Origin of the sequence: Shinella sp. HZN7 (assembly GCF_001652565.1) — a bacterium.
In the GTDB taxonomy this organism is placed as follows: domain Bacteria; phylum Pseudomonadota; class Alphaproteobacteria; order Rhizobiales; family Rhizobiaceae; genus Shinella; species Shinella granuli.
This window is the reverse complement of sequence record NZ_CP015736.1, coordinates 4,199,170-4,221,436: the sequence shown is the minus strand read 5'-3', so window position 1 is coordinate 4,221,436 and position 22,267 is coordinate 4,199,170. Positions and strand designations below refer to the sequence as shown.

22 protein-coding genes and 1 pseudogene are annotated in these 22,267 nt (G+C 65.1%); 12 read left to right on the top strand and 11 right to left on the bottom strand.

Annotated elements, in window-relative coordinates:
• Positions 1-74 precede the first annotated feature (74 nt).
• On the bottom strand, positions 75-2,237 hold the full coding sequence (locus shn_RS20250) for a malate synthase G (protein ID WP_064332028.1): 2,163 nt from the start codon (positions 2,235-2,237) through the stop codon (positions 75-77).
• Positions 2,238-2,423: 186 nt separating this feature from the next.
• The gene (locus shn_RS20245; protein ID WP_064332027.1) at positions 2,424-4,430 is read right to left on the bottom strand and encodes a hydantoinase/oxoprolinase N-terminal domain-containing protein; all 2,007 of its coding nucleotides are present in this window, start codon (positions 4,428-4,430) and stop codon (positions 2,424-2,426) included.
• Between the two features lie 140 nt (positions 4,431-4,570).
• Here shn_RS20245 and shn_RS20240 point away from each other — a divergent pair, with 140 nt between their 5' ends.
• Entirely contained in the window at positions 4,571-5,122 is a 552-nt protein-coding gene (locus shn_RS20240; protein ID WP_064332026.1) for a hypothetical protein, read from the top strand.
• Here the strand turns inward: shn_RS20240 and shn_RS20235 are convergent.
• The 5 genes from shn_RS20235 to hslV all read right to left on the bottom strand — a co-directional run bounded on the left by shn_RS20235 (position 5,067) and on the right by hslV (position 10,050).
• Positions 5,067-6,473, bottom strand: coding sequence for a cytochrome P450 (locus shn_RS20235; protein ID WP_064332025.1), 1,407 nt, complete (start codon positions 6,471-6,473; stop codon positions 5,067-5,069). The genes shn_RS20240 and shn_RS20235 overlap by 56 nt on opposite strands.
• A 58-nt stretch (positions 6,474-6,531) precedes the next feature.
• Positions 6,532-7,479, bottom strand: coding sequence for a DUF1402 family protein (locus shn_RS20230; protein ID WP_064332024.1), 948 nt, complete (start codon positions 7,477-7,479; stop codon positions 6,532-6,534).
• 175 nt (positions 7,480-7,654) lie between these two features.
• On the bottom strand, positions 7,655-8,941 hold the full coding sequence (gene hslU, locus shn_RS20225) for an ATP-dependent protease ATPase subunit HslU (protein WP_064332023.1): 1,287 nt from the start codon (positions 8,939-8,941) through the stop codon (positions 7,655-7,657).
• Between the two features lie 19 nt (positions 8,942-8,960).
• Positions 8,961-9,503: a GNAT family N-acetyltransferase gene (locus shn_RS20220; protein WP_064332022.1), complete on the bottom strand. Its 543-nt coding sequence runs from the start codon at positions 9,501-9,503 to the stop codon at positions 8,961-8,963.
• The gene (gene hslV / locus shn_RS20215; protein WP_064332021.1) at positions 9,493-10,050 is read right to left on the bottom strand and encodes an ATP-dependent protease subunit HslV; all 558 of its coding nucleotides are present in this window, start codon (positions 10,048-10,050) and stop codon (positions 9,493-9,495) included. Before hslV ends, shn_RS20220 begins: the two co-directional genes overlap by 11 nt.
• A gap of 207 nt (positions 10,051-10,257) precedes the next feature.
• On the opposite strand from hslV, the gene shn_RS37460 reads away from it, so the two are divergent.
• The 8 genes and pseudogenes from shn_RS37460 to coaA all read left to right on the top strand — a co-directional run bounded on the left by shn_RS37460 (position 10,258) and on the right by coaA (position 15,094).
• On the top strand, positions 10,258-10,389 hold the full coding sequence (locus tag shn_RS37460) for a hypothetical protein (protein ID WP_256388482.1): 132 nt from the start codon (positions 10,258-10,260) through the stop codon (positions 10,387-10,389).
• Between the two features lie 127 nt (positions 10,390-10,516).
• The gene (gene hisB / locus shn_RS20210; RefSeq protein WP_064332020.1) at positions 10,517-11,110 is read left to right on the top strand and encodes an imidazoleglycerol-phosphate dehydratase HisB; all 594 of its coding nucleotides are present in this window, start codon (positions 10,517-10,519) and stop codon (positions 11,108-11,110) included.
• Positions 11,111-11,137: 27 nt separating this feature from the next.
• Entirely contained in the window at positions 11,138-11,608 is a 471-nt protein-coding gene (locus shn_RS20205) for a DUF2628 domain-containing protein (RefSeq protein ID WP_064332019.1), read from the top strand.
• Position 11,609: 1 nt separating this feature from the next.
• Positions 11,610-12,251 (top strand): imidazole glycerol phosphate synthase subunit HisH, encoded by a 642-nt coding sequence (gene hisH / locus shn_RS20200; protein WP_064332018.1) that lies wholly within the window; start codon positions 11,610-11,612, stop codon positions 12,249-12,251.
• Between the two features lies 1 nt (position 12,252).
• A pseudogene (gene hisA / locus shn_RS20195) lies at positions 12,253-12,995 on the top strand (1-(5-phosphoribosyl)-5-[(5-phosphoribosylamino)methylideneamino]imidazole-4-carboxamide isomerase).
• Positions 12,992-13,768, top strand: a complete 777-nt coding sequence (gene hisF, locus shn_RS20190; protein WP_064332017.1) for an imidazole glycerol phosphate synthase subunit HisF — start codon at positions 12,992-12,994, stop codon at positions 13,766-13,768. The pseudogene hisA and the gene hisF overlap by 4 nt, the downstream one beginning before the upstream one ends.
• Before the next feature lie 10 nt (positions 13,769-13,778).
• Positions 13,779-14,099, top strand: a complete 321-nt coding sequence (locus tag shn_RS20185; protein WP_064332016.1) for a phosphoribosyl-ATP diphosphatase — start codon at positions 13,779-13,781, stop codon at positions 14,097-14,099.
• Entirely contained in the window at positions 14,099-15,094 is a 996-nt protein-coding gene (gene coaA, locus shn_RS20180) for a type I pantothenate kinase (RefSeq protein ID WP_064332015.1), read from the top strand. Before shn_RS20185 ends, coaA begins: the two co-directional genes overlap by 1 nt.
• Before the next feature lie 60 nt (positions 15,095-15,154).
• Here coaA and shn_RS20175 read toward each other — a convergent pair whose 3' ends face one another.
• From shn_RS20175 to shn_RS20160, 4 genes are all read right to left on the bottom strand, one after another.
• On the bottom strand, positions 15,155-15,772 hold the full coding sequence (locus shn_RS20175) for an alpha-ketoglutarate-dependent dioxygenase AlkB (protein WP_064332014.1): 618 nt from the start codon (positions 15,770-15,772) through the stop codon (positions 15,155-15,157).
• A gap of 24 nt (positions 15,773-15,796) precedes the next feature.
• A complete protein-coding gene (gene lysM / locus shn_RS20170; protein ID WP_064332013.1) occupies positions 15,797-16,312 on the bottom strand; it encodes a peptidoglycan-binding protein LysM in 516 nt (171 codons plus the stop codon).
• 107 nt (positions 16,313-16,419) lie between these two features.
• Positions 16,420-16,854: an alternative ribosome rescue aminoacyl-tRNA hydrolase ArfB gene (arfB, locus tag shn_RS20165; RefSeq protein ID WP_064332012.1), complete on the bottom strand. Its 435-nt coding sequence runs from the start codon at positions 16,852-16,854 to the stop codon at positions 16,420-16,422.
• 128 nt (positions 16,855-16,982) lie between these two features.
• Positions 16,983-18,593 (bottom strand): phosphoenolpyruvate carboxykinase, encoded by a 1,611-nt coding sequence (locus tag shn_RS20160; protein WP_064332011.1) that lies wholly within the window; start codon positions 18,591-18,593, stop codon positions 16,983-16,985.
• Positions 18,594-18,905: 312 nt separating this feature from the next.
• Here shn_RS20160 and shn_RS20155 point away from each other — a divergent pair, with 312 nt between their 5' ends.
• From shn_RS20155 to shn_RS20145, 3 genes are all read left to right on the top strand, one after another.
• The gene (locus tag shn_RS20155) at positions 18,906-19,637 is read left to right on the top strand and encodes a response regulator transcription factor (protein ID WP_064332010.1); all 732 of its coding nucleotides are present in this window, start codon (positions 18,906-18,908) and stop codon (positions 19,635-19,637) included.
• Positions 19,638-19,736: 99 nt separating this feature from the next.
• Positions 19,737-21,533, top strand: coding sequence for a sensor histidine kinase (locus shn_RS20150; RefSeq protein WP_064332009.1), 1,797 nt, complete (start codon positions 19,737-19,739; stop codon positions 21,531-21,533).
• A 202-nt stretch (positions 21,534-21,735) separates the two neighbouring features.
• Positions 21,736-22,197 carry an HPr kinase/phosphorylase gene (locus shn_RS20145; RefSeq protein ID WP_064332717.1) on the top strand — a complete coding sequence of 154 codons (462 nt, stop codon included), beginning with the start codon at positions 21,736-21,738 and terminating at the stop codon, positions 22,195-22,197.
• Positions 22,198-22,267: the final 70 nt, after the last annotated feature.

Sequence of the window (22,267 nt, the reverse complement as noted above, 5' to 3'; positions counted from 1 at the left end):
ATGACGGAAGAGAGGTTCGAGAAATCTTGCCGCGGGCCGATAAGAGCCGTCGGAACCAGCATACGGCTTTTGCTTCACGCCGCGGCGGCCTTCAGCTCCAGGCGGCGGCGGTGCAGAACAGGCTCGGTATAGCCGTTCGGCTGCTCGCGGCCCTTCAGCACGAGATCGAGCGCCGCCTGGTAGGCGATCGATCCGTCGAAATTGCCGGCCATCGGGCGATAGAGCGGGTCGCCGGCATTCTGCCCGTCGACGACCGCGGCCATGCGCTGCATCGTCTCCTCGATCTGGCCTTCCGTCACGACGCCGTGATGCAACCAGTTGGCCATGTGCTGGGCGGAGATGCGCAGCGTCGCGCGGTCCTCCATCAGGCCGACATCGTTGATGTCGGGCACCTTGGAGCAGCCGACGCCCTGATCGACCCAGCGCACGACATAGCCGAGGATGCCCTGGGCATTGTTGTCGAGCTCGCGCTGGATCTCCTCCGGCGTCCAGTTCGGCCGGACGGCGACCGGCACGGAGAGGATGTCGGAGAGTTTCGCGCGCGGGCGGGAGCGAAGCGCGGCCTGCACCTCGGCGACATTGACCTTGTGGTAGTGCGTCGCATGCAGCGTCGCGGCCGTCGGCGAGGGAACCCAGGCGGTGTTGGCGCCGGCCTTCGGATGGGCGATCTTCTGCTCCAGCATCGCCGCCATCAGGTCGGGCATGGCCCACATGCCCTTGCCGATCTGCGCATGGCCGGACAGGCCGCATTCGAGGCCGATATCGACGTTCCAGTTCTCGTAGGCGGAAATCCAGGCGGCCTGCTTCATGTCGCCCTTGCGGATCATCGGACCCGCTTCCATCGAGGTGTGGATCTCGTCGCCCGTGCGGTCGAGAAAGCCCGTGTTGATGAAGACGACGCGCTCCCTGGCGGCGCGGATGCATTCCTTGAGATTAACCGTCGTGCGGCGCTCCTCATCCATGATGCCCATCTTCATGGTGTTCGGCGCCATGCCGATGGCGGCCTCGACACGGCCGAACAGCTTCGCCGCGAAGGCGACCTCTTCCGGCCCGTGCATCTTCGGCTTGACGACATACATCGAGCCTTCGCGCGAATTCTTGCGGCGGCCGTCCGGGCCGACGTCGTGCAGCGCGATCAGCGCCGTCACCATGGCGTCCATGATGCCCTCCGGCACCTCGTTGCCGTCACGGTCGCGGATCGCCGGATTGGTCATGAGGTGGCCGACATTGCGCACCAGCATCAGCGAACGGCACTTGACCTCGAAGGGCGAGCCGTCCGGCGCGGTATAGGTGAAGTCGCTGTAGAGCTTGCGCTCGACTGTCTCGCCGCCCTTCTGGAAGGTCTCCTTCAGGTCGCCCTTCATCAGGCCGAGCCAGTTCCGGTAGACGAGGACCTTGTCCTCGGCATCGACGGCCGCGACCGAATCCTCGCAATCCATGATCGTCGTCAGCGCCGCCTCGACATTGACGCCGGCAATGCCCGCCGGATCGGTCTTGCCGATCTGCCAGTCGCGGTTGATCAGGATCTCGATGCCGAGGCCGTTGTTCTTGAGGAGGACATGGCGCCAGCCGTCCTTGCCTTCCGCATGGCCGGCATATTGTTCCGGCCGCTTCAGCGAAACGGCGCGGTCGCCGGCGGCAAGGCGCAGTTCCGCACCCGCCTCGATGCCGGTGAGGTCGGCCCAGCGGGCGTCTTCCAGCGGAACCGCATCGTCGAGGAAGGCCTTGGCCCAGGCGATGACCTTCTCACCGCGCTTGGGATTGTAGCCCTTGCCCTTTTCCGCGCCGTCCGTTTCCGGGATCGCATCCGTGCCGTAGAGCGCATCGTAGAGCGAGCCCCAGCGCGCATTGGCGGCATTCAGCGCGTAGCGCGCATTCATGACGGGAACGACGAGCTGCGGGCCGGCGAGGCTGGCGATCTCGGGATCGACATTGTCGGTCGTTACCTTGAACTCGCCGCCTTCCGGCAGCAGGTAGCCGATCTCGCGCAGGAAGGCCTCGTAGGCCGCCATGTCCGCCGGCGCGCCGTTGGCGCGATACCAGGCGTCGATCTTCTCCTGCAGCGCGTCGCGCTTGGCCAGCAGCGCGCGGTTTTCCGGCGCAAGGTCGTGCACGATGGCGGAGAATTCATCGAAGAAACGCGCAGCGTCCACGCCCGTGCCGGGAAGCGCCTCCGTGACAATGAAATCATGCAGGTCGCGGTCGATCGAAAGACCGGCTTTCTCGATATAGGTCATGTAAAAACTCCGAATGACGGGACGAGGGGGGAGTATCCCGAATGCTGCCACTTTCCGGAGACGGGCATGCATAGTCAATTCGGCAATGACATAAAGAATTTATTCCCGTTCGGATAAAATCATACGATAGGCGCGCGATAACCGTCCCGAAAGGCGGCCAGGCGAGGCCGAAAGACGAAAAAAGCGTCAGCTTTCGTGCGCGATGCGCGGCCGGCCGCTGGCGATCGCCGTGAAGCGCGCCTCCATGAGCTTGCGGCGGCCCTCCACCTCCGGCGCGTCGATCTCCTCGGTGAGCGTCACCGCCGGCTCGTCCGCGCCGTTGATCCGCGCGGCAGTGAGCGCCGCCGTCATGGCCCGCTCCTTCGCCAGCGCGAAGGCCTCGCTTTCGTCGATGAGGCGCACGCTTTCGCCCGTGCCGCCGACGATGAAGATGCCCTCTTCCGGCATGGTCACGAACACCGTGACCATGCTGCGCACCTGGCCGACCACGGCGCCGACCGCATTGGCAACGCCGGCGTCCGCGGGAATGGCTGATTCGGCGCCGAGCATGTCGGCGATGGCGGGATAATAGACCGGCGCGGAGGCGCCGAGGCCGACGAGCGGCCGGTCGAGCGCGACGCGGAACTGCACGATGCCGGGCACGCGGTGCAGCGCGCGGTCGATCGTCAGCGAGTTGACCGGATCGATCGCCCCCGCCCCGTCATCGGCAAGGCAGGCCGACAGGATGACATCGGCCGACTGCCGGGTGAGACGATCGATGAGGACGCGCGCCAGCGCCTCGGGGCTGTCGGCGATCGGCCGGCCGGAACCGTCCCGCGTGCGGGCGGCAATCTCCAGCCCGAGGCGAGCGGCCGCTGCGTCCCACTGGCCCTGTCCGCCGAGCACATGCATGGCGTCGGAGGGCGTGATGCCGCAGATATGCACGAGGCCGCGGGCGACCAGCCGGTCGAGCGTCACCTTCTGCAGCATGGTGGCGAGCAGCCCTTCCAGCGGCAGCGGCACCATGCCGATCTTCTCGTAGAGCGCCTGTTCCTGCGGCTGGAGGCCGCTCGCCAACCGCTCCGGCACGCCGGTGCGCACGGCGAAGCGGCCGTCGTGCCGCCCGGCATGGGGCGCGCGCAGCTGGCGCTCCAGCACCGGGACGATCGCGCCCGGATGCAGTGCCGAGGCAAGGCTCAGCGGCAGGAAGCGGCGCGGCCCGAGCTCGATCTTCGCCTTGAGGCCGCGGTCGTCGATGCGCACCTCCGAATCGCCGCCAAGGCCGAAGGTGCGCATGGCGACCGCCTCGACCATGGTGCGATAGCCGCCGACGACGGCGCCTTCCGCGTCGAGCTTCGGTCGCCCGCCGTCGAGCACCGCCACGTCCGTCGTCGTGCCGCCGATATCGGAGACGACGGCATTGTCGAGCCCGGTCAGGTGCCGCGCGCCGACGAGGCTGGCCGCCGGGCCGGACAGGATCGTCTCGATCGGCCGCAGCCGCGCCTCGGCCGCCGAGATGAGCGCCCCGTCGCCGCGCACAACCATCATCGGCACATGGATGCCGCGCCGGTCGAGATAGTCCTCGCAGGCGCCGATCAGCCGGTCGATCATCGAGACGAGGCGGGCATTGAGCAGCGTCGTCAGCGCCCGGCGCGGCCCGCCGAGCTTGGAGGAGAGTTCGTGGCTGCAGGTGACGGGCAGGTGCGAGACCTCGCGGATGCGCGCGCGCACCCGTTCCTCGTGCGCCGGGTTGCGCACGGCGAAATAGCCGGCGACGGCAAAGGACGAGACGGTCTCGGCAAGGACCGGCAGGGCGTCGTCCAGCGCCGTCATGTCGAGCGCCGTCTCGTCGCCATGCACATTGTGCCCGCCGGGCAGGAACAGCACGGGATCGTTGCCGAGCGCATCGGCAAGGCCGTCGCGCTTCAGGTCCTCGGGGCCAAAACCGATCATCACCAGGCCGGCGCGGCCGCCCTGCCCTTCCACCAGGGCGTTGGTCGCCAGCGTGGTGGAGAGCGAGACGAGGCCGATAGCCGAGACGGGGGCCTTGGCCGCCTCCAGCACCGCTTCGACGGCGCCGGAAATGCCGACCGAGAGATCGTGGCGGGTGGTGAGCGCCTTGGCGCGGGCGACGACGCCGGCGGTTTCGCTGTAGAGCACGGCGTCCGTGTAGGTGCCGCCGGTATCGATGCCGAGTAACAAATGGTCTGCCACGAGAATTCTTCCGTACCGCCCGCCGTCTCTTTTCAAAGCGGGCCGTGAATGGTGTTATTGCCTATGGTGTTATGACATGTCCGCGCCGAATGCCACCATTCCGCCGGCGACATGACGTGAAAGAACGAGGAGCCTGCCCAGTGAACGATCCCACCCTGCGAAAGCCGCTTCTGGCTGCCCTTTTCCTCGGCGCTGCGCTCCTGGCCGGCAGCCCGCCCGCCACCGCCCAGGAGGACGACGAGGAACAGTATCAGGCGCAGATTCCGGACGTTTCGATCTACAAGGCGATGCTGGATGCCAACAAGCAGACGGGCTGGGTGCAGTTCCGCAATTTCGCCGACCAGCAGCTCATCTATTTCACCAGCCTGCAGACCATGCATTGCCGCCTGTCGGAGATCCGCTACTCGATCAACAACGACACGCTGGACCAGCGCTTCCCGCTGGCCAAATGCGATCCGGAGCTGCCGTTCAACCTGCCTTCGGACGACACGCAGAACTGGATCTATATCAACCTGAAGCCGGGCGAAGCGGAAACCATCGCCGTGCAGGCGGTCTGGGACGACGGCAGCGGCAGCGAGATCGTCGTCTACCAGCCCTGCAAGAACCCGGAAGCGACCTGCGCCGCGATCAAGACGATCAAGAAATCGAAGAAGCGGGTCGACGAGCCGTCACCCGCAACGCCAGTCCGTTAGCCGGCTGGGTCGTCAGGCGCTGCACGGGCCAGGGGCGCGTTTCCTCCGTCATGTCGAAGCGGAAGCGGCGCATCAGAACGCCGAGCGCGATGATCGCCTCCTGCATGGCGAAGGTCGCGCCGATGCAGATGCGCGGCCCCGCGCCGAAGGGCAGGTACTGGAAGCGGTGGATCGCCTCCCGGTTCTCCGGCAGGAAGCGTTCCGGCATGTAGGCGCGCGGCTTCTGCCAGAGCAGCGCATGGCGGTGCAGCGTCCAGGGCATGACGAGGATGGTGACGTCCTTGGGAATCTCCACCCGCTCGCCCTTGGGGCTGATCCAGGCGTCATCGGCGATCGCCTCACGGTTGATCGAGGGCGCCGGCGGATAGAGCCGCATCGCCTCCTCGAAGGCGGCGCGCGTCCAGGGCATCCGGTCGAGCCAGTCGACGGGATCGGCACCGCTTTCCAGCACCCGGTCGATCTCCTCCTCCATCGCGTCCCGCACATGCGGGGAATTGGCGACGCAATAGAGCGTCCAGGCGAGCGCCCGCGCCGTCGTCTCATGACCGGCGCCGATGAAGGTGAGGATATTGTCCTCCACCTCCTCCATGGTCAGGCCCTCCGGCCCGGCCGCACGCAGAAGAAGGGTGAGGAAATCGTTCGGCGCCGTGTCGCTGTCCTTCATGCGCCTGAGGCGCAGGTCCATCGTATCGCGCACGATCCCGCGAAACTTCTTCAGCACCTTCAGCCCGCCGATCCGCGTCACCCGCGGCACCCAGGACGGCGCGCGCAGCAGATCCATCGGATCGACGCGGCCCATGGAATGCAGCAGATCCTCCACGTCATCGGCAAAACTCTCCGACCGGGTGACGATCTCGCCGGAAAACAGCGTCTCGGAGAGGACGGCGAAAGCGAGCTCCGTCATGTCGTTGCCGATATCGAAGACCGTGCCGTCCGATCCCTCGTATTTCTTCGCATAGAGCTCGGACTGCGCCAGCATCTGGCTGGCAAAACCCTTGGCGTGGCGCGGCGTGAAGATCGGCGCGACCGCCTTGCGCGAGCGGCGCCAGACCGCGCCCTCCGCCGTCAGCAGCCCGTCGCGCAGGATCGGGCGCAGCACGAGCTGGCGCACCACGGCCATCTTGTAGTTCTGGGCATTGTCGACGAGCAGGTACTTGATGAGGCCGGGATCGTTGACGATCAGCGTCTTCTCGCCGAAGAAGCGCGTCATGATCCAGGGCAGCGTATAGGAGGGCTCGCCCCACAGCTCCAGGGGATTGCGGAAGACGGTGCGGATGATTTCGAGCCTGGACGGCGGAACGCTGCGCGGTATCGGCGCCGGCGGTTCGAACGGCTCGGGACGCACGTCCATCGTCTGCCTCCTTGTAGTCAGCTCATTCCCGGAGAGTGAGCCAACAGGAAGGCCAAAGTTAGAGCAGGCCCTCGAGTTCCGCCAGCTTGTCGTTGATCAGCCAGCCGTAATAGTTCTCTTCCGGCCAGGTCGCCTCGCCCGCGGCGCGGCGCGCGGCGAAGGCGGCAGCGCGCGCATCGGGATTGCCGATATTGTAAAGCGTCGCCGTCACGCCCGGATTCTTCGAAATATCGACACCGGCGATCTTCCTGTAGGCGTCGATCGAGCGGCGGATCGAGGCCGCCATGTAGGCAAGCGAGATGTCGGGATCCATGATCGCCTGGTAGACGCCGGCCGCATCCTTCTCGTCGAGCCGGTCGTAGCCGGAGATGCGCGCCACGTCGTCGGTCAGCGTCAGCGCCGTCAGCGGGTTGATCTGGCCGAGGCCGAAGGTCTGGCCGGCATAGAAGGGCTGGAAGAACACCGCGCTGAAGCGGTTGTTCGGGAAGGACGTGCCGCCGACCGTGCGGCCCTTGAACGTCTTGTTCCAGACCGTCTCGCGGCAGGTCCAGAGCGCATAGGAGTCCTTCTTGTCCGCGCATTTGGCAAATTCCGGCCGGGCGACGAAATCGGCGACGTTTTCGCCGTCATAGGCGAAGCGGAACGAGCCGGTATAGGACGCCGCCTTCACATAATAGCTCTGCAGGCGGTCATAGGCGTCGACATTGTAGGTATGCTCGCCGACGATCGCGCCGACCATGTGGATCGGGGCGATGCCGTACCTGCCCGCCACCGCCTTGATCTTGCCGGTCAGCTGGCCGTCCTTGGCGATGAGATCGCGCACCTTCTCGTATTTCGCGTCGAAGGATGTCTTGCCCGCCTTGGTGCGGCGCGTGGAGGCGCCCGGGATCTGCGGCTGCTCGGCATTGCGGTTGCCTGGTGGCACCACGTCGATCGCCAGGGCCGTGGTCTGGCTCTGGACAAAAAGGGCGGCTGCAAGGGCAAGCACGGAAATGAGCTGTCGCACGGGTCCGGTTCCGTCTTCTCGTAATGTCGGCATGGCAGACCGATGCAACGCAAAAATGTCGGAATGATGCCAGAATGCGTGCAATGCCTAGGCCGCGCGACGCTTCCTGTCGAGGGTTCCCGCCATCAAAAAACGGGCACCGGCAGCCGCAAGGGCGACCACCGGTGCGCAAACGTCACAGAATGTAGCGTGACAGGTCGGTATTGGCCGCAAGCGCCCCGACATGCTTGTGCACATAGGCCGCGTCGACGAGGAGCCTGTTGCCACCCTTGTCCGGCGCCTCGAAGGAGATCTCGTCGAGCACCCGCTCCATCACCGTCTGCAGCCGCCGCGCGCCGATATTCTCGACGCTCGCATTGAGCTGCACGGCGACATCGGCCAGCGCGTCGATGCCGTCCTCGGTGAAGTCGAGTTCGACGCTTTCCGTCGCCATCAGCGCCTTGTACTGGCGGATGAGGCTCGCCTCCGTCTCCGTGAGGATGCGGCGGAAGTCCTCCTTGGTCAGCGCACGCAGCTCGACACGGATCGGCAGGCGGCCCTGCAGCTCGGGCAGGAGGTCGGACGGCTTGGAGACGTGGAAGGCGCCGGAGGCGATGAAGAGGATGTGATCCGTCTTGACCGGCCCGTATTTGGTGGCGACCGTCGTGCCCTCGACGAGCGGCAGGAGGTCGCGCTGCACGCCCTCGCGCGAGACGCCCGCGCCCATGCCGCCGTCCCGCGCGGCGATCTTGTCGATCTCGTCGATGAAGACGATGCCGTCGTTTTCCGCCGAGCGGATGGCCTCGCGCTGGATCTGCTCGTTGTCGAGCAGCTTGTCGGATTCGTCGTCGATCAGGATCTTGTAGGAATCCTTGACCGTCGTCTTCACCTTCTTGGTGCGCCCGCCCATCGCCTTGCCGAACATCTCGGAAAGGTTGAGAACGCCGATATTGGCGCCGGGCATGCCGGGAATCTCGAAGCCGCCCGGCATGCCGCCACCGGTATCGGCGACGTCGATCTCGATTTCCTTGTCATCGAGCTCGTTGCCCCGCAGCTTCTTGCGGAAACTGTCGCGCGTCGCGGGCGAGGCCGTCGCGCCGACCAACGCGTCGAGCACCCGTTCCTCGGCATTCGCGTGGGCCTTGGCCGTCACCTCGGCGCGCTTCTTCTCGCGCACCAGGCCGATGCCGACCTCGACGAGGTCGCGCACGATCTGCTCGACATCGCGGCCGACATAACCGACCTCGGTGAACTTGGTTGCCTCGACCTTGACGAAGGGCGCGCCGGCAAGCTTCGCCAGGCGCCGGGAGATCTCCGTCTTGCCGACGCCGGTCGGGCCGATCATCAGGATGTTCTTCGGCATCACCTCGTCGCGCAGGTCCGGCTCCAGTTGGTGGCGGCGCCAGCGGTTGCGGAGCGCGATGGCCACGGCGCGCTTGGCGTCGTGCTGGCCGATGATGTAGCGGTCGAGTTCGGAAACGATCTCGCGGGGGAAAAGTTGGTCATGATGTCTCGTTCGCTTTCGGGTCGAATTGCATGATCAGCACGTCGTCGCCGGTGCGGCCCAGGAGCTTTTCCACCGGCCGGAAGCCGGCTTTTTCATAGGCGCGAACCGCACGGGCGTTGGCGGGATCGGGATCGATGATGATGGTCTCGTGGCCGAGGCCGCGAAGATGGGCGACGAAGGCGATGAGCGCCGCCGAGCCGATGCCGGCGGAGAGCCTGTCCGCCTCGCCGATCGAAAGATCGACGCCGACGGCCTCCTGCGGCAGCTCGAGAAGCCAGGGATTGTCCTTCGTCCACTCCTCGTTCTGGTGATGGCCGACAAACCAGTATTGTATGTAGCCGACCGGCTTTCCGTCGAGCATGATGAGGAAGGGACGGGTCGTGTCCTTTTCCTCCACCATGTCGCGAATGAAGCCGAGCTCCTCTTCCGGATCGCCCCACCATTCGCGCATATGCGGCCTGTTCAGCCATGCGAGAAGCAGCGGGTAATGCTCTTCCCCAACGGGTGAAAAGCCGATCCGGGCGAGATCAATCGGCATCCAGCGTCTCCACCACGACATTGTGGTTGGTGTAGACGCAGATGTCGCCGGCGATCTGCATGGCGCGGCGCGCGATCTCTTCCGCCGACTTGTCCGTGTCCATCAGCGCCCGGGCCGCGGCATAGGCGTAGTTGCCGCCCGAGCCGATCGCCATGGTGCCGTGTTCCGGCTCCAGCACGTCGCCATTGCCGGTCAGCGCCAGCGTCACGGACTTGTCGGCGACCAGCATCATCGCCTCGAGGCGGCGCAGATAGCGATCGGTGCGCCAGTCCTTGGCAAGCTCGACGGCCGCGCGCATCAACTGGTCGGGATACTGTTCAAGCTTGGCTTCGAGCCGTTCGAGCAGCGTGAAGGCATCGGCCGTCGCGCCGGCGAAGCCGGCAATCACGTCGCCCTTGGCGAGGCGGCGCACCTTTCGCGCATTGCCCTTCATCACGGTCTGGCCAAGGCTCACCTGGCCGTCGCCCGCCATCACCACCTTGCCGTCCTTGCGGACGGTGATGATCGTCGTGGCGTGCATGGAAGCGTAGGGATTGTGTTCACTCATTCGATAGACCTCTAGGCCCATTCGGGCAGGAGTGCCGCCGGCGAGGCGGCTTCGTTGTGTCCTATGTAAGCGGCGTTTCGGCAATTGCAAACGGCACGCGATGCCTTGCGCGGCGACGGCGCGAAAGCCGGCCGGTTCAAAATAAGCCTTGCTTTCGCCGCCCGATGAGCAGGTTATGGTTTCCCACCAACACAAGGGGTTACGGCGATGGCAAAAGGTCAGGTCCGAGGCAACAAGGAAGCACGCAAACCCAAGAAGGAGAAGGGCGCCGAAAAAGCCGCCGCGCCCACGCTGGGTTCCCAGGTCAAGAACAGCGAGAGCACGCTGCGCAAGAAATGACGGGCGCCGGCGCGAGCCGGCATTCCATCACCCGGCAGGCGGTTTTCGCCTGTCCGGCAAGGCTCACCCGACTGGCGTTTTCCACAGAGCCCTGTTAAGGAGCGGCGGTCAATCACCGGAGACCGCCATGAGCCGCACAGCCAGCGTTTCGCGCAAGACGAACGAGACCTCCGTCGCCGTCACCGTCAATATCGACGGCACCGGCACGTCGACCATTTCGACGGGCGTTGGTTTCTTCGATCATATGCTCGACCAGCTGTCGCGCCATTCGCTCATCGACATGGACATCAAGACCGAGGGCGACCTCCATGTCGACGACCATCATACCGTGGAAGACACCGGCATCGCCATCGGCCAGGCCATCGCCAAGGCGCTCGGGGACCGGCGCGGCATCACGCGCTACGCCTCGCTCGACCTTGCCATGGACGAAACGATGACCCGCGCCGCCGTGGACGTGTCCGGCCGGCCCTTCCTCGTCTGGAACGTCAATTTCTCCGCCCCGAAGATCGGCAGCTTCGACACCGAACTGGTGCGCGAGTTCTTCAACGCGCTCGCCCAGCACGCCGGCATCACGCTGCATATCCAGAACATCTACGGCGCGAACAACCATCATATCTCGGAGACGTGCTTCAAGGCCGTCGCGCGCGTGCTGCGCACCGCGACCGAGATCGATCCCCGCCAGGCGGGCCGCGTTCCCTCGACGAAGGGTTCGCTGGCCTGACCAGGGCATAGATGGAGGCCTGTCGATATGGCCACGTTCCTCTTTCTGATACCGCCGGGTGCAAAATCCCAGGATGAAAAAGCCCGGATCATCCGTGATCGTTTTTCGTGGATCGCGTTCTTCGTGCCGTTCATCTGGCTGCTGTGGCATCGCGCTTTTCTGGCCGCAGCCCTTGTTTTCGCGATTGAGGCGCTGGGCTCGGTCCTCTCCGAGCATCCTATCTTTGGCCTCGCCGGCCTCGGCATCTGCCTTGCGACCAATCTTCTCGTCGCGCTTGAAGGCCCCACGATGATCGTCACCGGCCTCACGCGGGCGGGCTGGAGGGTCGATGCGGCCATATCGGCGAACGACCGTGCAACAGCGGAAGAGATCTACTACATGGACATCACGACCGGCGAAGCGGAGACGCGTCGCACCGTTTCCCTGCCGGCAGCCGAAACCTCCCCGCGCCGGCACGCTCCCATGCTCGGCCTCGTCGGTTTCAAGGAAGGACGCTGAGATGCGCGTTGCAATCATCGACTACGGCTCGGGCAACCTGCGCTCGGCCACCAAGGCCTTCGAGCGCGCCGCGCGTGAAGCCGGCATCACCACCGAGATCGACCTCACCGACAAGGCCGAGCGTGTCGCCACCGCCGACCGCATCGTGCTGCCCGGCGTCGGCGCCTATGCCGACTGCCGCCGCGGCCTCGACGCCGTGCCCGGCATGGTCGAGGCGCTGCGCGACACCGTCGAGGCGAAGGCCCGGCCCTTCCTCGGCATCTGCGTCGGCATGCAGCTCATGTCCTCGCGCGGCCTCGAAAAGACCACCACCGAAGGCCTCGGCTGGATCAGGGGCGACGTCGTCCGGATGACGCCGGACGATCCGGCGCTGAAGATTCCGCAGATCGGCTGGAACACGCTCACCCGCCGATACGCGCACCCGCTCTTCGAGGGCATCCCGGAGACGCTGCACGCCTATTTCGTGCATTCCTATCACCTCGCCGCCGAAAACCCGGACGACGTGGTCGCGACCGTCGACTACGGCGGCCCGGTGACCGCCTTCGTCGCGAGCGGCAACAAGGCCGGCGCACAGTTCCATCCGGAAAAGAGCCAGGCGCTCGGCCTTTCCCTCATCAGCAATTTCCTGCGCTGGAAGCCCTGACATGATCCTCTTTCCCGCCATCGACCTGAAAGACGGCCAGTGCGTTCGCCTGAAACTCGGCGACATGGACCAGGCCACCGTCTACAATCCCGACCCGGCCGCCCAGGCGAAAGCCTTCGAAGACCAGGGCTTCGAATGGTTGCACGTCGTCGACCTCAACGGCGCCTTCGCGGGGAGAGCGTCAACGGCGCCGCCGTCGACGCCATCCTCAAGGCGACGAAAAACCCGGTTCAGCTTGGCGGCGGCATCCGCACGCTCGACCATATCGAAAGCTGGCTGGCGCGCGGGCTTTCCCGCGTCATCCTCGGCACGGTCGCCGTGCGCGATCCGGCGCTGGTCATCGAGGCCTGCCGGGAATTTCCCGGCAAGGTCGCCGTCGGTATCGATGCCAAGGGTGGCAAGGTGGCCGTCGAGGGGTGGGCGGAGGCGTCCGAACTCGGCGTGATCGAGCTTGCCAGGAAATTCGAAGGCGCTGGCGTCGCTGCGATCATCTATACGGACATCGACCGCGACGGCATCCTGACCGGCATCAACTGGGCCTCGACGCTTGAACTGGCGGACGCCGTCTCCATTCCCGTCATCGCCTCCGGGGGTCTCGCTTCGATGGACGACATCCGCCGCCTCGTCGCGCCGGATGCGCGCAAGCTTGAGGGCGCGATTTCCGGCCGGGCGCTCTATGATGGCCGCATCGATCCCGCGGAAGCGCTGGCGGTCATTCGCGCTGCAAGAGGAGAAGCCGCATGACCCTCAAGGCCCGCGTCATCCCCTGCCTCGATGTCAAGGACGGCCGTGTCGTCAAGGGCGTCAGCTTCGTCAACCTGGTCGATGCCGGCGATCCCGTGGAATCGGCGAAGGCCTATGACGCCGCCGGTGCCGACGAACTCTGCTTCCTCGACATCACCGCCTCCTCCGACAACCGCGACACGATCTTCGACGTCGTGGCGCGCACGGCCGACCATTGCTTCATGCCGCTTACCGTCGGCGGCGGCGTGCGCACGGTCGCCGATATCCGCAAGCTGTTGCTCGCCGGGGCGGACAAGGTGTCGATCAACTCGGCCGCCGTCGCCAATCCGGATTTCGTGGCGGAAGCCGCCGACAAGTTCGGCAACCAGTGCATCGTCGTCTCGATCGACTCCAAGAAGGTGTCCGGCGAAGGCGAGGAAGACCGCTGGGAAATCTTCACCCATGGCGGCCGCAAGCCGACCGGCATCGACGCCGTCGCCTTCGCGGAAAAGATGGCGGAGCGCGGCGCGGGCGAGCTGCTCCTGACCTCGATGGACCGCGACGGCCAGAAGGGCGGCTACGACATCGCGCTGACCCGCACCATCGCCGACCGCGTCTGCGTGCCGGTCATCGCCTCGGGCGGCGTCGGCACGCTCGACCACCTCGTCGAGGGCGTTCGCGACGGGCATGCGACGGCGGTGCTGGCCGCCTCGATCTTCCACTTCGGCACCTACACCGTCGGCGAAGCCAAGCGCTACATGGCCGAGCACGGCATCGCCATGCGGCTCGACTGAGGAGAGGCACATGAGCACCTTCACCCTTGCCGATCTCGAACGCATCGTCGACGCCCGCGCCAAGGCCGATCCGTCGGAAAGCTGGACGGCGAAGCTCGTCGCGTCCGGACAGCAGAAAGCGGCAAAAAAGCTCGGAGAAGAGGCCGTCGAGACCGTTATCGCCGCGATCGAGGGCGAAAAGGCCGCCTTGACGAGCGAAACGGCCGATTTGCTCTATCATCTGATCGTCGTATTGAAAATCGGCGGCGTCCCGTTACAAGATGTCATGGGGGAGCTGGAGCGGCGGACGAGCCAGTCCGGCCTCGCGGAAAAGGCCAGCCGGAAGAGTTGATGATCCAGGCAGTGCGCGACAAGAACCAGGCGGATATTCCGGACGATTTCGGCAATCACGACTATTCTCCCTACCGCTTCTTCTCGGCAGACGAATGGGCGCGCTTCCGCGCCGATACGCCGCTGACGCTGACCGCCGACGAGGTGCAGCGCCTGCGTTCGCTGGGCGACCCGATCGACCTCAACGAAGTCAGGCGCATCTATCTGTCGCTGTCGCGCCTGCTGTCGGCCCATGTCGAATCCTCGCAGATGCTCTTCGAGCAGCGCAAGCGCTTCCTCAGCCTCTCGGACGAGGCGAAGACGCCCTATGTCATCGGGATTGCCGGCTCGGTCGCGGTCGGCAAATCCACCACCGCGCGCATCCTGATGGAACTGCTGTCGCGCTGGCCGTCCAGCCCCAAGGTCGACCTCGTGACGACCGACGGCTTCCTCTATCCGAACGCCGTGCTCCAGCGCGAGAACCTGATGGAGCGCAAGGGGTTCCCGGAAAGCTACGACATCGGCGCGCTGCTGCGCTTCCTTTCGGCCATCAAGGCCGGCAAGAAGGACGTCAAGGCACCGACCTATTCGCACCTCACCTATGACGTGCTGCCCAATGCCTTCCGCACCATCGACCGGCCGGACATCCTGATCTTCGAGGGCATCAACGTCCTCCAGTCGCGCAACCTGCCGGCGGATGGCAAGATCGTGCCGATGGTCTCCGATTTCTTCGATTTCTCGATCTATATCGACGCCGAGGAGACGCTGATCCACGCCTGGTACGTGGAGCGCTTCATGCGCCTTCGGGAAACCGCCTTCCGCAACCCGGATTCCTACTTCCATCGCTACGCCACGATCAGCGAGGAGGAAGCGCTTGCGATCGCGGAAAACCTCTGGTGCAACATCAACCTGAAAAACCTGCACCAGAACATCCTGCCGACCCGCCCGCGCGCCGACCTCATCCTGCAGAAGGGCCGGAACCACCTCATCGAGACGGTGGCGCTGCGCAAGCTCTAGTTTTTTGACGCGATCCGGACGCAAACCGCTTCGCACTTTGCTGGAATTGCTTTAAGCCGGCTACGGATTGACCCGGCGAAGCGTCAGGTTGATGCGTCCGGCATTCTTCAACAGCGTCGACGTGCCCGGATAGATCCGGTCGACCCCGTGAAAGATCAGCCGGCTTTCGCCGCCGAACACGAAGACGTCGCCGCTCGCAAGACGGAACGACCGCGTCGGATCGCTGCGTGAAACGCCGCCGACGCGAAACAGGCACTGGTCGCCCAGCGAAACGGACACGACGGGCGCGGCAAAGTCGGTCTCGTCCCGGTCCTGGTGCAAGCCCATCCTGGCATCGGGATCGTAGAAATTGACGAGGCAGGCCTCCGGCGGCTTCTCGAAGCCGGAAACCTCGTTCCACAGGGCAAGAAGCGCGTCGGGAATGGCGGGCCAGGGGCGGCCGGTCTCGGGGTGGGCCGGCTGGTAGCGGTAGCCGCCCGCCTTGTCCGTCACCCAGCCGAGCGGGCCGCAATTGGTCATGCGCACCGACATCGGCTTGCCGGTCCTCGGCATGCGCGGAACGAAGAGCGGCGCTTCGGCCACGACCTGCCTGATGGCGGCGACGAGGGTTTCCTGCGCCGGGCGATCGAAGTGGTCGGGGAAATAGCGCAGCCCCTGGGCGAGGCCGCGCTCAACCATGACGCCTCTCGTGTCGTGCGCAGCTCATGCTTCCGCCAGGTCCGGAATGCGCAGCACCTGGCCGGGATAGATCTTGTCCGGATGGGACAGCATCGGCCGGTTGGCGTCGAAGATCAGCGTGTGCCTGGCACCCTTGCCCTTGCCGTAGTGGGATTCGGCGATCTTCCAGAGATTGTCGCCCTTCTTGACGGTGTAGAGGGTCGGCGCCCGTGCGGGCGCTGCGGCCTCGACCAGCGCGGCCATGTCGGCCTTACCGAGCTTGAGGCCGGAATCGGCCGGCACGACCTTGAGGTCGGCGGCCTCCACCCTGGAAATGCCGAGCGTGTTGCCGACGGCGATGACCGCCTTTTCAAACGCCGTCTGGTCGGCCACGAGCCCCTTCAACACGCATTTGTCGCCCTCGACGGAGACTTCGACATTCTGCGTGCCGAGATCGAAGGAATCGAGTTCCTTCTTGACCGCCGTCGCTTCCGGCGCTTCGTCGTCGCCACCGATGCCGAGCTTCTTGCCGGCGTTCTTGATGAAGCTGAAGAGACCCATGGCTACCTCCCTGGTCTTCCTGCCTGGTTTTCCGGACTAAAGCAGAGCCCTTCCGCAAAGGAAAGGTTCCGTTTCACGCTCATCGGTAAACGGCCGGGTTGCGGCAATCATTCGCCGCCGGGCTTGGCCCGCATGCGCTTGACGTCCGACCGGCCCGACTTTTCCTTGAGCCGGCGTTCGACCGAGCCTTTCGTCGGCTTCGTCTTCTTGCGCACCGGCGGCGGCGGTTCGGCCGCCTTGAGGATCAGCTCCTTCAGCCGCTCGCGCGCATCCTCCCGGTTGCGCTCCTGGCTGCGGAAGCGGTTCGCCTCGATCATCAGCACGCCGTCCTTGGAGACCTTGCGGCCGGCCAGCCTTTCCGCATTGGCCTTCACCCGGTCGCTCAGCGAGGGCGAGTTGCGCAGGTCGAAGAAGAGCTGCACGGCCGTCGAGACCTTGTTGACGTTCTGCCCACCCGGACCACCCGCCAGCACGAACTGCTCGGTCAGCTCCCAACCGGCGATCGTGATGGAACTCTTGATGTAGAGGGGGGCGCTGGCCATGGAAATTCCTTTCCCGGCCGTTTTAACCGGCACCGGGCAAAACGGGAAGCCGCCGCCAAAGAGGAAAAACGCAGACGAAAAACCCGACCGCAGGGGCCGGGTTTCACGTGAATCATTGCCGAAAAGCCTTATTCGGCGGCGACCTTCAGGCCCGGCGCGGCATCGCGCACGCCGCCATCCACATGGTTCTCGAACTTCTCGAAATTCGCGATGAACATGTCGACGAGCTTGCGGGCCTGCTTGTCATAGGCAGCGCCGTTGGCCCAGGTCGAGCGCGGGTCGAGAATCTTCGTGTCGACGCCCGGCACCGAAACGGGAACCTGGAAGCCGAAATTGTCGTCGCGGCGGAAGAGCGCGTCCTTCAGCGAACCGTCCAGCGCGCTGGCGAGCAGGGTGCGCGTCGCCTTGATCGGCATGCGGCGGCCTTCGCCATAGGCGCCACCCGTCCAGCCGGTGTTGACCAGCCAGCAATCGACGTCGTGCTCGGCAATCAGTTCCTTCAGCAGGTTGCCGTAGACCGTCGGATGGCGCGGCATGAAGGGCGCGCCGAAGCAGGTCGAGAAGGTGGCTTCCGGCTCGGTCACGCCGCGTTCCGTGCCGGCGACCTTGGCGGTGTAGCCGGAAAGGAAGTGGTACATGGCCTGGTCGGGCGTCAGCTTGGCGATCGGCGGCATGACGCCGAAGGCATCGGCCGTCAGCATGATGATCGTCTTCGGATGCGGCGCGCGGCCGGTCTTGCTGGCATTCGGGATGAAGTCCAGCGGATAGGCGCAGCGGGTGTTTTCCGTCAGCGAGCCGTCGTTGAAGTCAGGAACGCCGTTGGCGTCGAGCACGACGTTCTCCAGAACTGAGCCGAAACGCTGCGTCGTCGCGTAGATTTCCGGCTCGGCCTCGGCCGAAAGGCGGATCGCCTTGGCGTAGCAGCCGCCTTCGAAGTTGAAGATGCCGTTTTCGCCCCAGCCGTGCTCGTCGTCGCCGACCAGCGTGCGGCTCGGATCGGCCGACAGCGTCGTCTTGCCGGTGCCCGAAAGGCCGAAGAACACGGCCGCGTCACCATCCGGGCCGACATTGGCCGAGCAGTGCATCGGCATGACCTTTTCCGAGGGCAGCAGCCAGTTGAGCACGGTGAAGACCGACTTCTTCATCTCGCCGGCGTAGAAGGTGCCCGCGATCAGCACGATGCCGCGCGTCAGGTCGCAGGCGATCATGGTTTCCGTGCGGGCGCCGTGGCGCTCCGGATCGGCCTTGAAGGTCGGCAGGTCGATGATCGTCAGTTTCGGCGCGAAGGCCGCAAGGTCCTTCTCGTCCGGGCGGATGAGCAGGTTACGGATGAACAGCGAATGCCAGGCGAGTTCCGTGACGACGCGGGTCGGCAGGGCGTAATCGGCATCGGCGCCGCCGACGAGATCCTGCACGAAGAGGTCGCGATCAGCCGCATGGGCCAGCATGTCGGCGTGCAGCACGTCGAAATGCTCGCGCGAGACGGCCTTGTTGTTGTCCCACCAGATGGCACCCTCGGTGTTCTCGTCGCGCACGACGAACTTGTCCTTGGGCGAGCGGCCGGTGTGCTGGCCGGTGAGGGCGCGGAGGGCGCCATGGGCCGTCTTGACCGCCTCGCCGCGACCGAGGGCCTCTTCATAGAGGGCCTCTGCTGCAAAGTTGTACCGGACCGTGCCGTTGGTGTTGATACCCATCGCGGTGAGCCCCAGAGCGGGGTTGCGAACGCCGAGTTCCTGCATGGTCCAGTTTTCCTCCAGGGCGACAAGACTGGTGTGAATTTTGCGAGAACCTAATGCGCACCTGTCACAAAGACAAGAGGAAAGTAGAAATTAGGCAATGATATCAATTAATTAATCGATTTAAAGAATTATGTGACTTTTTTAATCGTTTGAATAATCGATTTAAAAACAACTCCGAAAGCCGGCCCGAAACGTCTCCCTTTATCTTCGCCACAATTTGTTCCACCTTTACCCCCAGGAAGGCGCATCACATCCAGGACAGGAAACGATCCGAGGTCGGGAAAGGCGCCCATGAATATGGAGACTAGCAGGATGCAGACGATCGCACTCGTTGACGACGACCGGAATATTCTGACATCCGTGTCGATCGCCCTGGAGGCCGAAGGCTACAAGGTGGAGACCTATACGGACGGCGCCTCGGCGCTCGACGGCCTTCTTGCCCGTCCGCCGCATCTTGCGATCTTCGACATCAAGATGCCGCGCATGGACGGCATGGAACTGCTGCGCCGGCTGCGCCAGAAATCCGATATCCCCGTCATCTTCCTCACCTCGAAGGACGAGGAGATCGACGAACTGTTCGGCCTGAAGATGGGCGCGGACGACTTCATCACCAAGCCGTTCTCGCAGCGCCTGCTGGTCGAGCGCGTCAAGGCGATCCTGCGCCGGGCCTCCAGCCGCGAGGCAGCCGCCTCCGCCGGGGCCGCCGGCAGCACGGCGAAGGCGGGGGAAGTCGCCGCCCGCTCGCTGGAGCGCGGCCAGCTCGTCATGGACCAGGAGCGCCATACCTGCACCTGGAAGGGCGAGCCGGTGACGCTGACCGTGACCGAATTCCTCATCCTGCATTCGCTGGCCCAGCGCCCCGGCGTGGTGAAGAGCCGCGATTCGCTGATGGACGCGGCCTATGACGAGCAGGTCTATGTCGACGACCGCACCATCGACAGCCACATCAAGCGGCTGCGCAAGAAGTTCAAGATGGTCGACACCGACTTCGACATGATCGAAACGCTCTACGGCGTGGGGTATCGCTTCCGCGAAACCGCTTGAAACGCGATTTCGCTTGCATGGACCGCGGCGGCGATGGCATGCCGCGGTCAGGCGGCACCATGCCGCCGGCATGAAGGATGAAGCCGCTTGTTGCAGACAATGTCGGAAAAGGATGGACCGGACAAGGATGGGGACGACGTCGAGGGCCGGCCCGCGCCGCGCTCCCTCCGCCGCCGCTGGACCCATCCCTTCACGCTCGCCCGGCGCATCTTCGGCAATGCCGTCTTTTCGAGCCTGACGCGCCGCATCCTGTTCTTCAACCTCGTCGCGCTCGTCGTGCTCGTCGCGGGCATCCTCTATCTCAACCAGTTCCGCGAGGGGCTGATCGACGCGCGCGTCGAGAGTCTCCTGACCCAGGGCGAGATCATCGCCGGCGCGATCTCCGCCTCCGCCTCCGTCGACACCAACTCGATCACCATCGACCCGGAAAAGCTGCTGGAGCTGCAGGCCGGCCAGAGCATCACGCCGCTGCCGAACGACGAGGACCTCGAATTCCCGATCAATCCGGAGCGCGTGGCGCCCGTGCTGAGAAGGCTGATCTCGCCGACCCGCACCCGCGCGCGCATCTACGACACGGACGCCAACCTGCTGCTCGATTCGCGCCATCTCTATACGCAGGGCCAAGTGCTGCGCTTCGACCTGCCGCCGGTGGAGCCGGAGAGCACCAGCCTCATCGAGCGCATGAACGTCTGGTTCAACCGCATCCTCCAGCCGAGCAACCTGCCGCAGTACAAGGAAGCGCCGGGCGGCGACGGCTCGATCTATCCGGAAGTGATGAACGCGCTGACCGGCGTGCGCGGTGCGGTCGTGCGCGTCAACGACAAGGGCGAGCTGATCGTCTCGGTCGCCGTGCCCGTGCAGCGTTTTCGGGCGGTGCTCGGCGTCTTGCTGCTCTCCACCCAGGCGGGCGACATCGACAAGATCGTCCATGCCGAGCGGCTTGCCATCATGCGCGTCGCGGGCGTCGCCGGCCTCGTCAACATCGCGCTGTCGCTGCTGCTCTCCAGCACCATCGCCAATCCGCTGCGCCGGCTTGCGGCGGCGGCGATCCGCGTGCGGCGCGGCGCGAAGGAGCGCGAGGAGATCCCCGACTTCTCGGTGCGCCAGGACGAGATCGGCAACCTTTCGATTGCACTGCGCCAGATGACGAACGCGCTCTACGACCGCATCGACGCGATCGAGAGCTTTGCCGCCGATGTCAGCCACGAGCTGAAGAACCCGCTGACCTCGCTGCGCAGCGCCGTCGAGACGCTTCCGCTCGCGCGCACGGACGAATCGAAGAAGCGCCTCCTCGACATCATCCAGCACGACGTGCGCCGGCTCGACCGCCTGATCAGCGACATCTCGGACGCGTCCCGCCTCGATGCCGAGCTTGCCCGCAGCGATGCGCGCACCGTCGACCTCGAAAAGCTGCTCGGCGACCTCATCGACATTTCCCGCCAGGTCAACACGCGCAAGAAGCCGGTCACCCTCGATTTCGTGGTGGACCGCAAGGACAATCCGAAGGCGAAATTCGAGATATCGGGCTACGAGCTGCGCATCGGCCAGATCGTCACCAACCTCATCGAGAATGCCCGCTCCTTCGTGCCGGATCCCGGCGGGCGCATCGTCGTGCGCCTGTCGCGCGGGCGGAACGACCGCTGCATCATCCAGGTCGAGGACAACGGCCCCGGCATCCAGGCGGAAAACATCGACCGCATCTTCGAGCGGTTCTATACGGACCGCCCCGCCACCGAGGATTTCGGCCAGAATTCCGGTCTCGGCCTTTCCATCTCGCGGCAGATCGCCGAGGCGCATGGCGGCACGCTGAAGGCCGACAACATCGTCGACAAGGCGACCGGCGAACTGGCCGGCGCCCGCTTCACGCTGTCGCTGCCGACCGGCAACCAGAAATGAGCGGGGTTTCGCGGGAAAAGATGAGACCTGCGGGGAAAGCCGCCCCTCATCCCGCTGCCGCGACCTTCTCCCCGCAAGCGGGGAGAAGGGGCAAGAGGCGAAATTTCCCTTTCACGACAACGGATATTGCCTTGGGAAACCGAAGCAACATCCCCCTTCTCCCCGCTTGCGGGGAGAAGGTCGCGGCAGCGGTATGAGGGGCATGCCGAACGCAGTGCCCGTCAACCTCCATGCCACCGCGATCGTCATCGGCACGACGGGGCTTCTGTTCATCGGCCCCTCCGGCACCGGAAAAAGCGCCGTCGCGCTCCACTGCATCGAGGAGGCCCGCGCGCGCGGCCTTTTCGCCGCCCTGATCAGCGACGACCAGGTTTTCATCACCGAAGCGAACGGACGGCTCATCGCCCGTGCGCCAAAAAGCATCGCCGGCCTGGCGGAGATCCGCGGGGCCGGGATCGTGGCGGTGGAGACGATCGAAGCGGCCGTTCTGACCCGGGCGATCCGGCCGATCGAACCGCCTTTCGCCGAGCGCCTGCCGCCGGAAGGGGAAACCGTCGCGGTCCTGCCGTCGTTCGTGCTGCCCCTTACCCGGCTGCCGCTCTTTCCCGGCGTGAGCGCTCTTTCGACCTTGGTCGCGATTCACCCGGAAATCCTCAAGAGTTGACCCCAAAAGCCCGGTCAAAAAGCAGAATCGGGCATTTTGGGCTTGCACTTGGTCTTTTCATTGACATGAT

Bases quoted from the DNA above. Each gene is read 5' to 3' on its own strand.
- hslV (WP_064332021.1), bottom strand. From the start codon at position 10,050: ATGAGTGAACACAATCCCTACGCTTCCATGCACGCCACGACGATCATC.
- shn_RS20220 (WP_064332022.1), bottom strand. From the start codon at position 9,503: ATGCCGATTGATCTCGCCCGGATCGGCTTTTCACCCGTTGGGGAAGAG.
- shn_RS20145 (WP_064332717.1), top strand. From the start codon at position 21,736: ATGCCGAACGCAGTGCCCGTCAACCTCCATGCCACCGCGATCGTCATC.
- shn_RS20235 (WP_064332025.1), bottom strand. From the start codon at position 6,473: ATGGACGTGCGTCCCGAGCCGTTCGAACCGCCGGCGCCGATACCGCGC.
- shn_RS20185 (WP_064332016.1), top strand. From the start codon at position 13,779: ATGAGCACCTTCACCCTTGCCGATCTCGAACGCATCGTCGACGCCCGC.
- shn_RS20155 (WP_064332010.1), top strand. From the start codon at position 18,906: ATGCAGACGATCGCACTCGTTGACGACGACCGGAATATTCTGACATCC.
- hisB (WP_064332020.1), top strand. From the start codon at position 10,517: ATGAGCCGCACAGCCAGCGTTTCGCGCAAGACGAACGAGACCTCCGTC.
- hisF (WP_064332017.1), top strand. From the start codon at position 12,992: ATGACCCTCAAGGCCCGCGTCATCCCCTGCCTCGATGTCAAGGACGGC.
- coaA (WP_064332015.1), top strand. From the start codon at position 14,099: ATGATCCAGGCAGTGCGCGACAAGAACCAGGCGGATATTCCGGACGAT.
- hisH (WP_064332018.1), top strand. From the start codon at position 11,610: ATGCGCGTTGCAATCATCGACTACGGCTCGGGCAACCTGCGCTCGGCC.
- shn_RS20150 (WP_064332009.1), top strand. From the start codon at position 19,737: ATGTCGGAAAAGGATGGACCGGACAAGGATGGGGACGACGTCGAGGGC.
- arfB (WP_064332012.1), bottom strand. From the start codon at position 16,854: ATGGCCAGCGCCCCCCTCTACATCAAGAGTTCCATCACGATCGCCGGT.
- shn_RS20175 (WP_064332014.1), bottom strand. From the start codon at position 15,772: ATGGTTGAGCGCGGCCTCGCCCAGGGGCTGCGCTATTTCCCCGACCAC.
- lysM (WP_064332013.1), bottom strand. From the start codon at position 16,312: ATGGGTCTCTTCAGCTTCATCAAGAACGCCGGCAAGAAGCTCGGCATC.
- shn_RS37460 (WP_256388482.1), top strand. From the start codon at position 10,258: ATGGCAAAAGGTCAGGTCCGAGGCAACAAGGAAGCACGCAAACCCAAG.
- shn_RS20205 (WP_064332019.1), top strand. From the start codon at position 11,138: ATGGCCACGTTCCTCTTTCTGATACCGCCGGGTGCAAAATCCCAGGAT.
- shn_RS20250 (WP_064332028.1), bottom strand. From the start codon at position 2,237: ATGACCTATATCGAGAAAGCCGGTCTTTCGATCGACCGCGACCTGCAT.
- shn_RS20160 (WP_064332011.1), bottom strand. From the start codon at position 18,593: ATGCAGGAACTCGGCGTTCGCAACCCCGCTCTGGGGCTCACCGCGATG.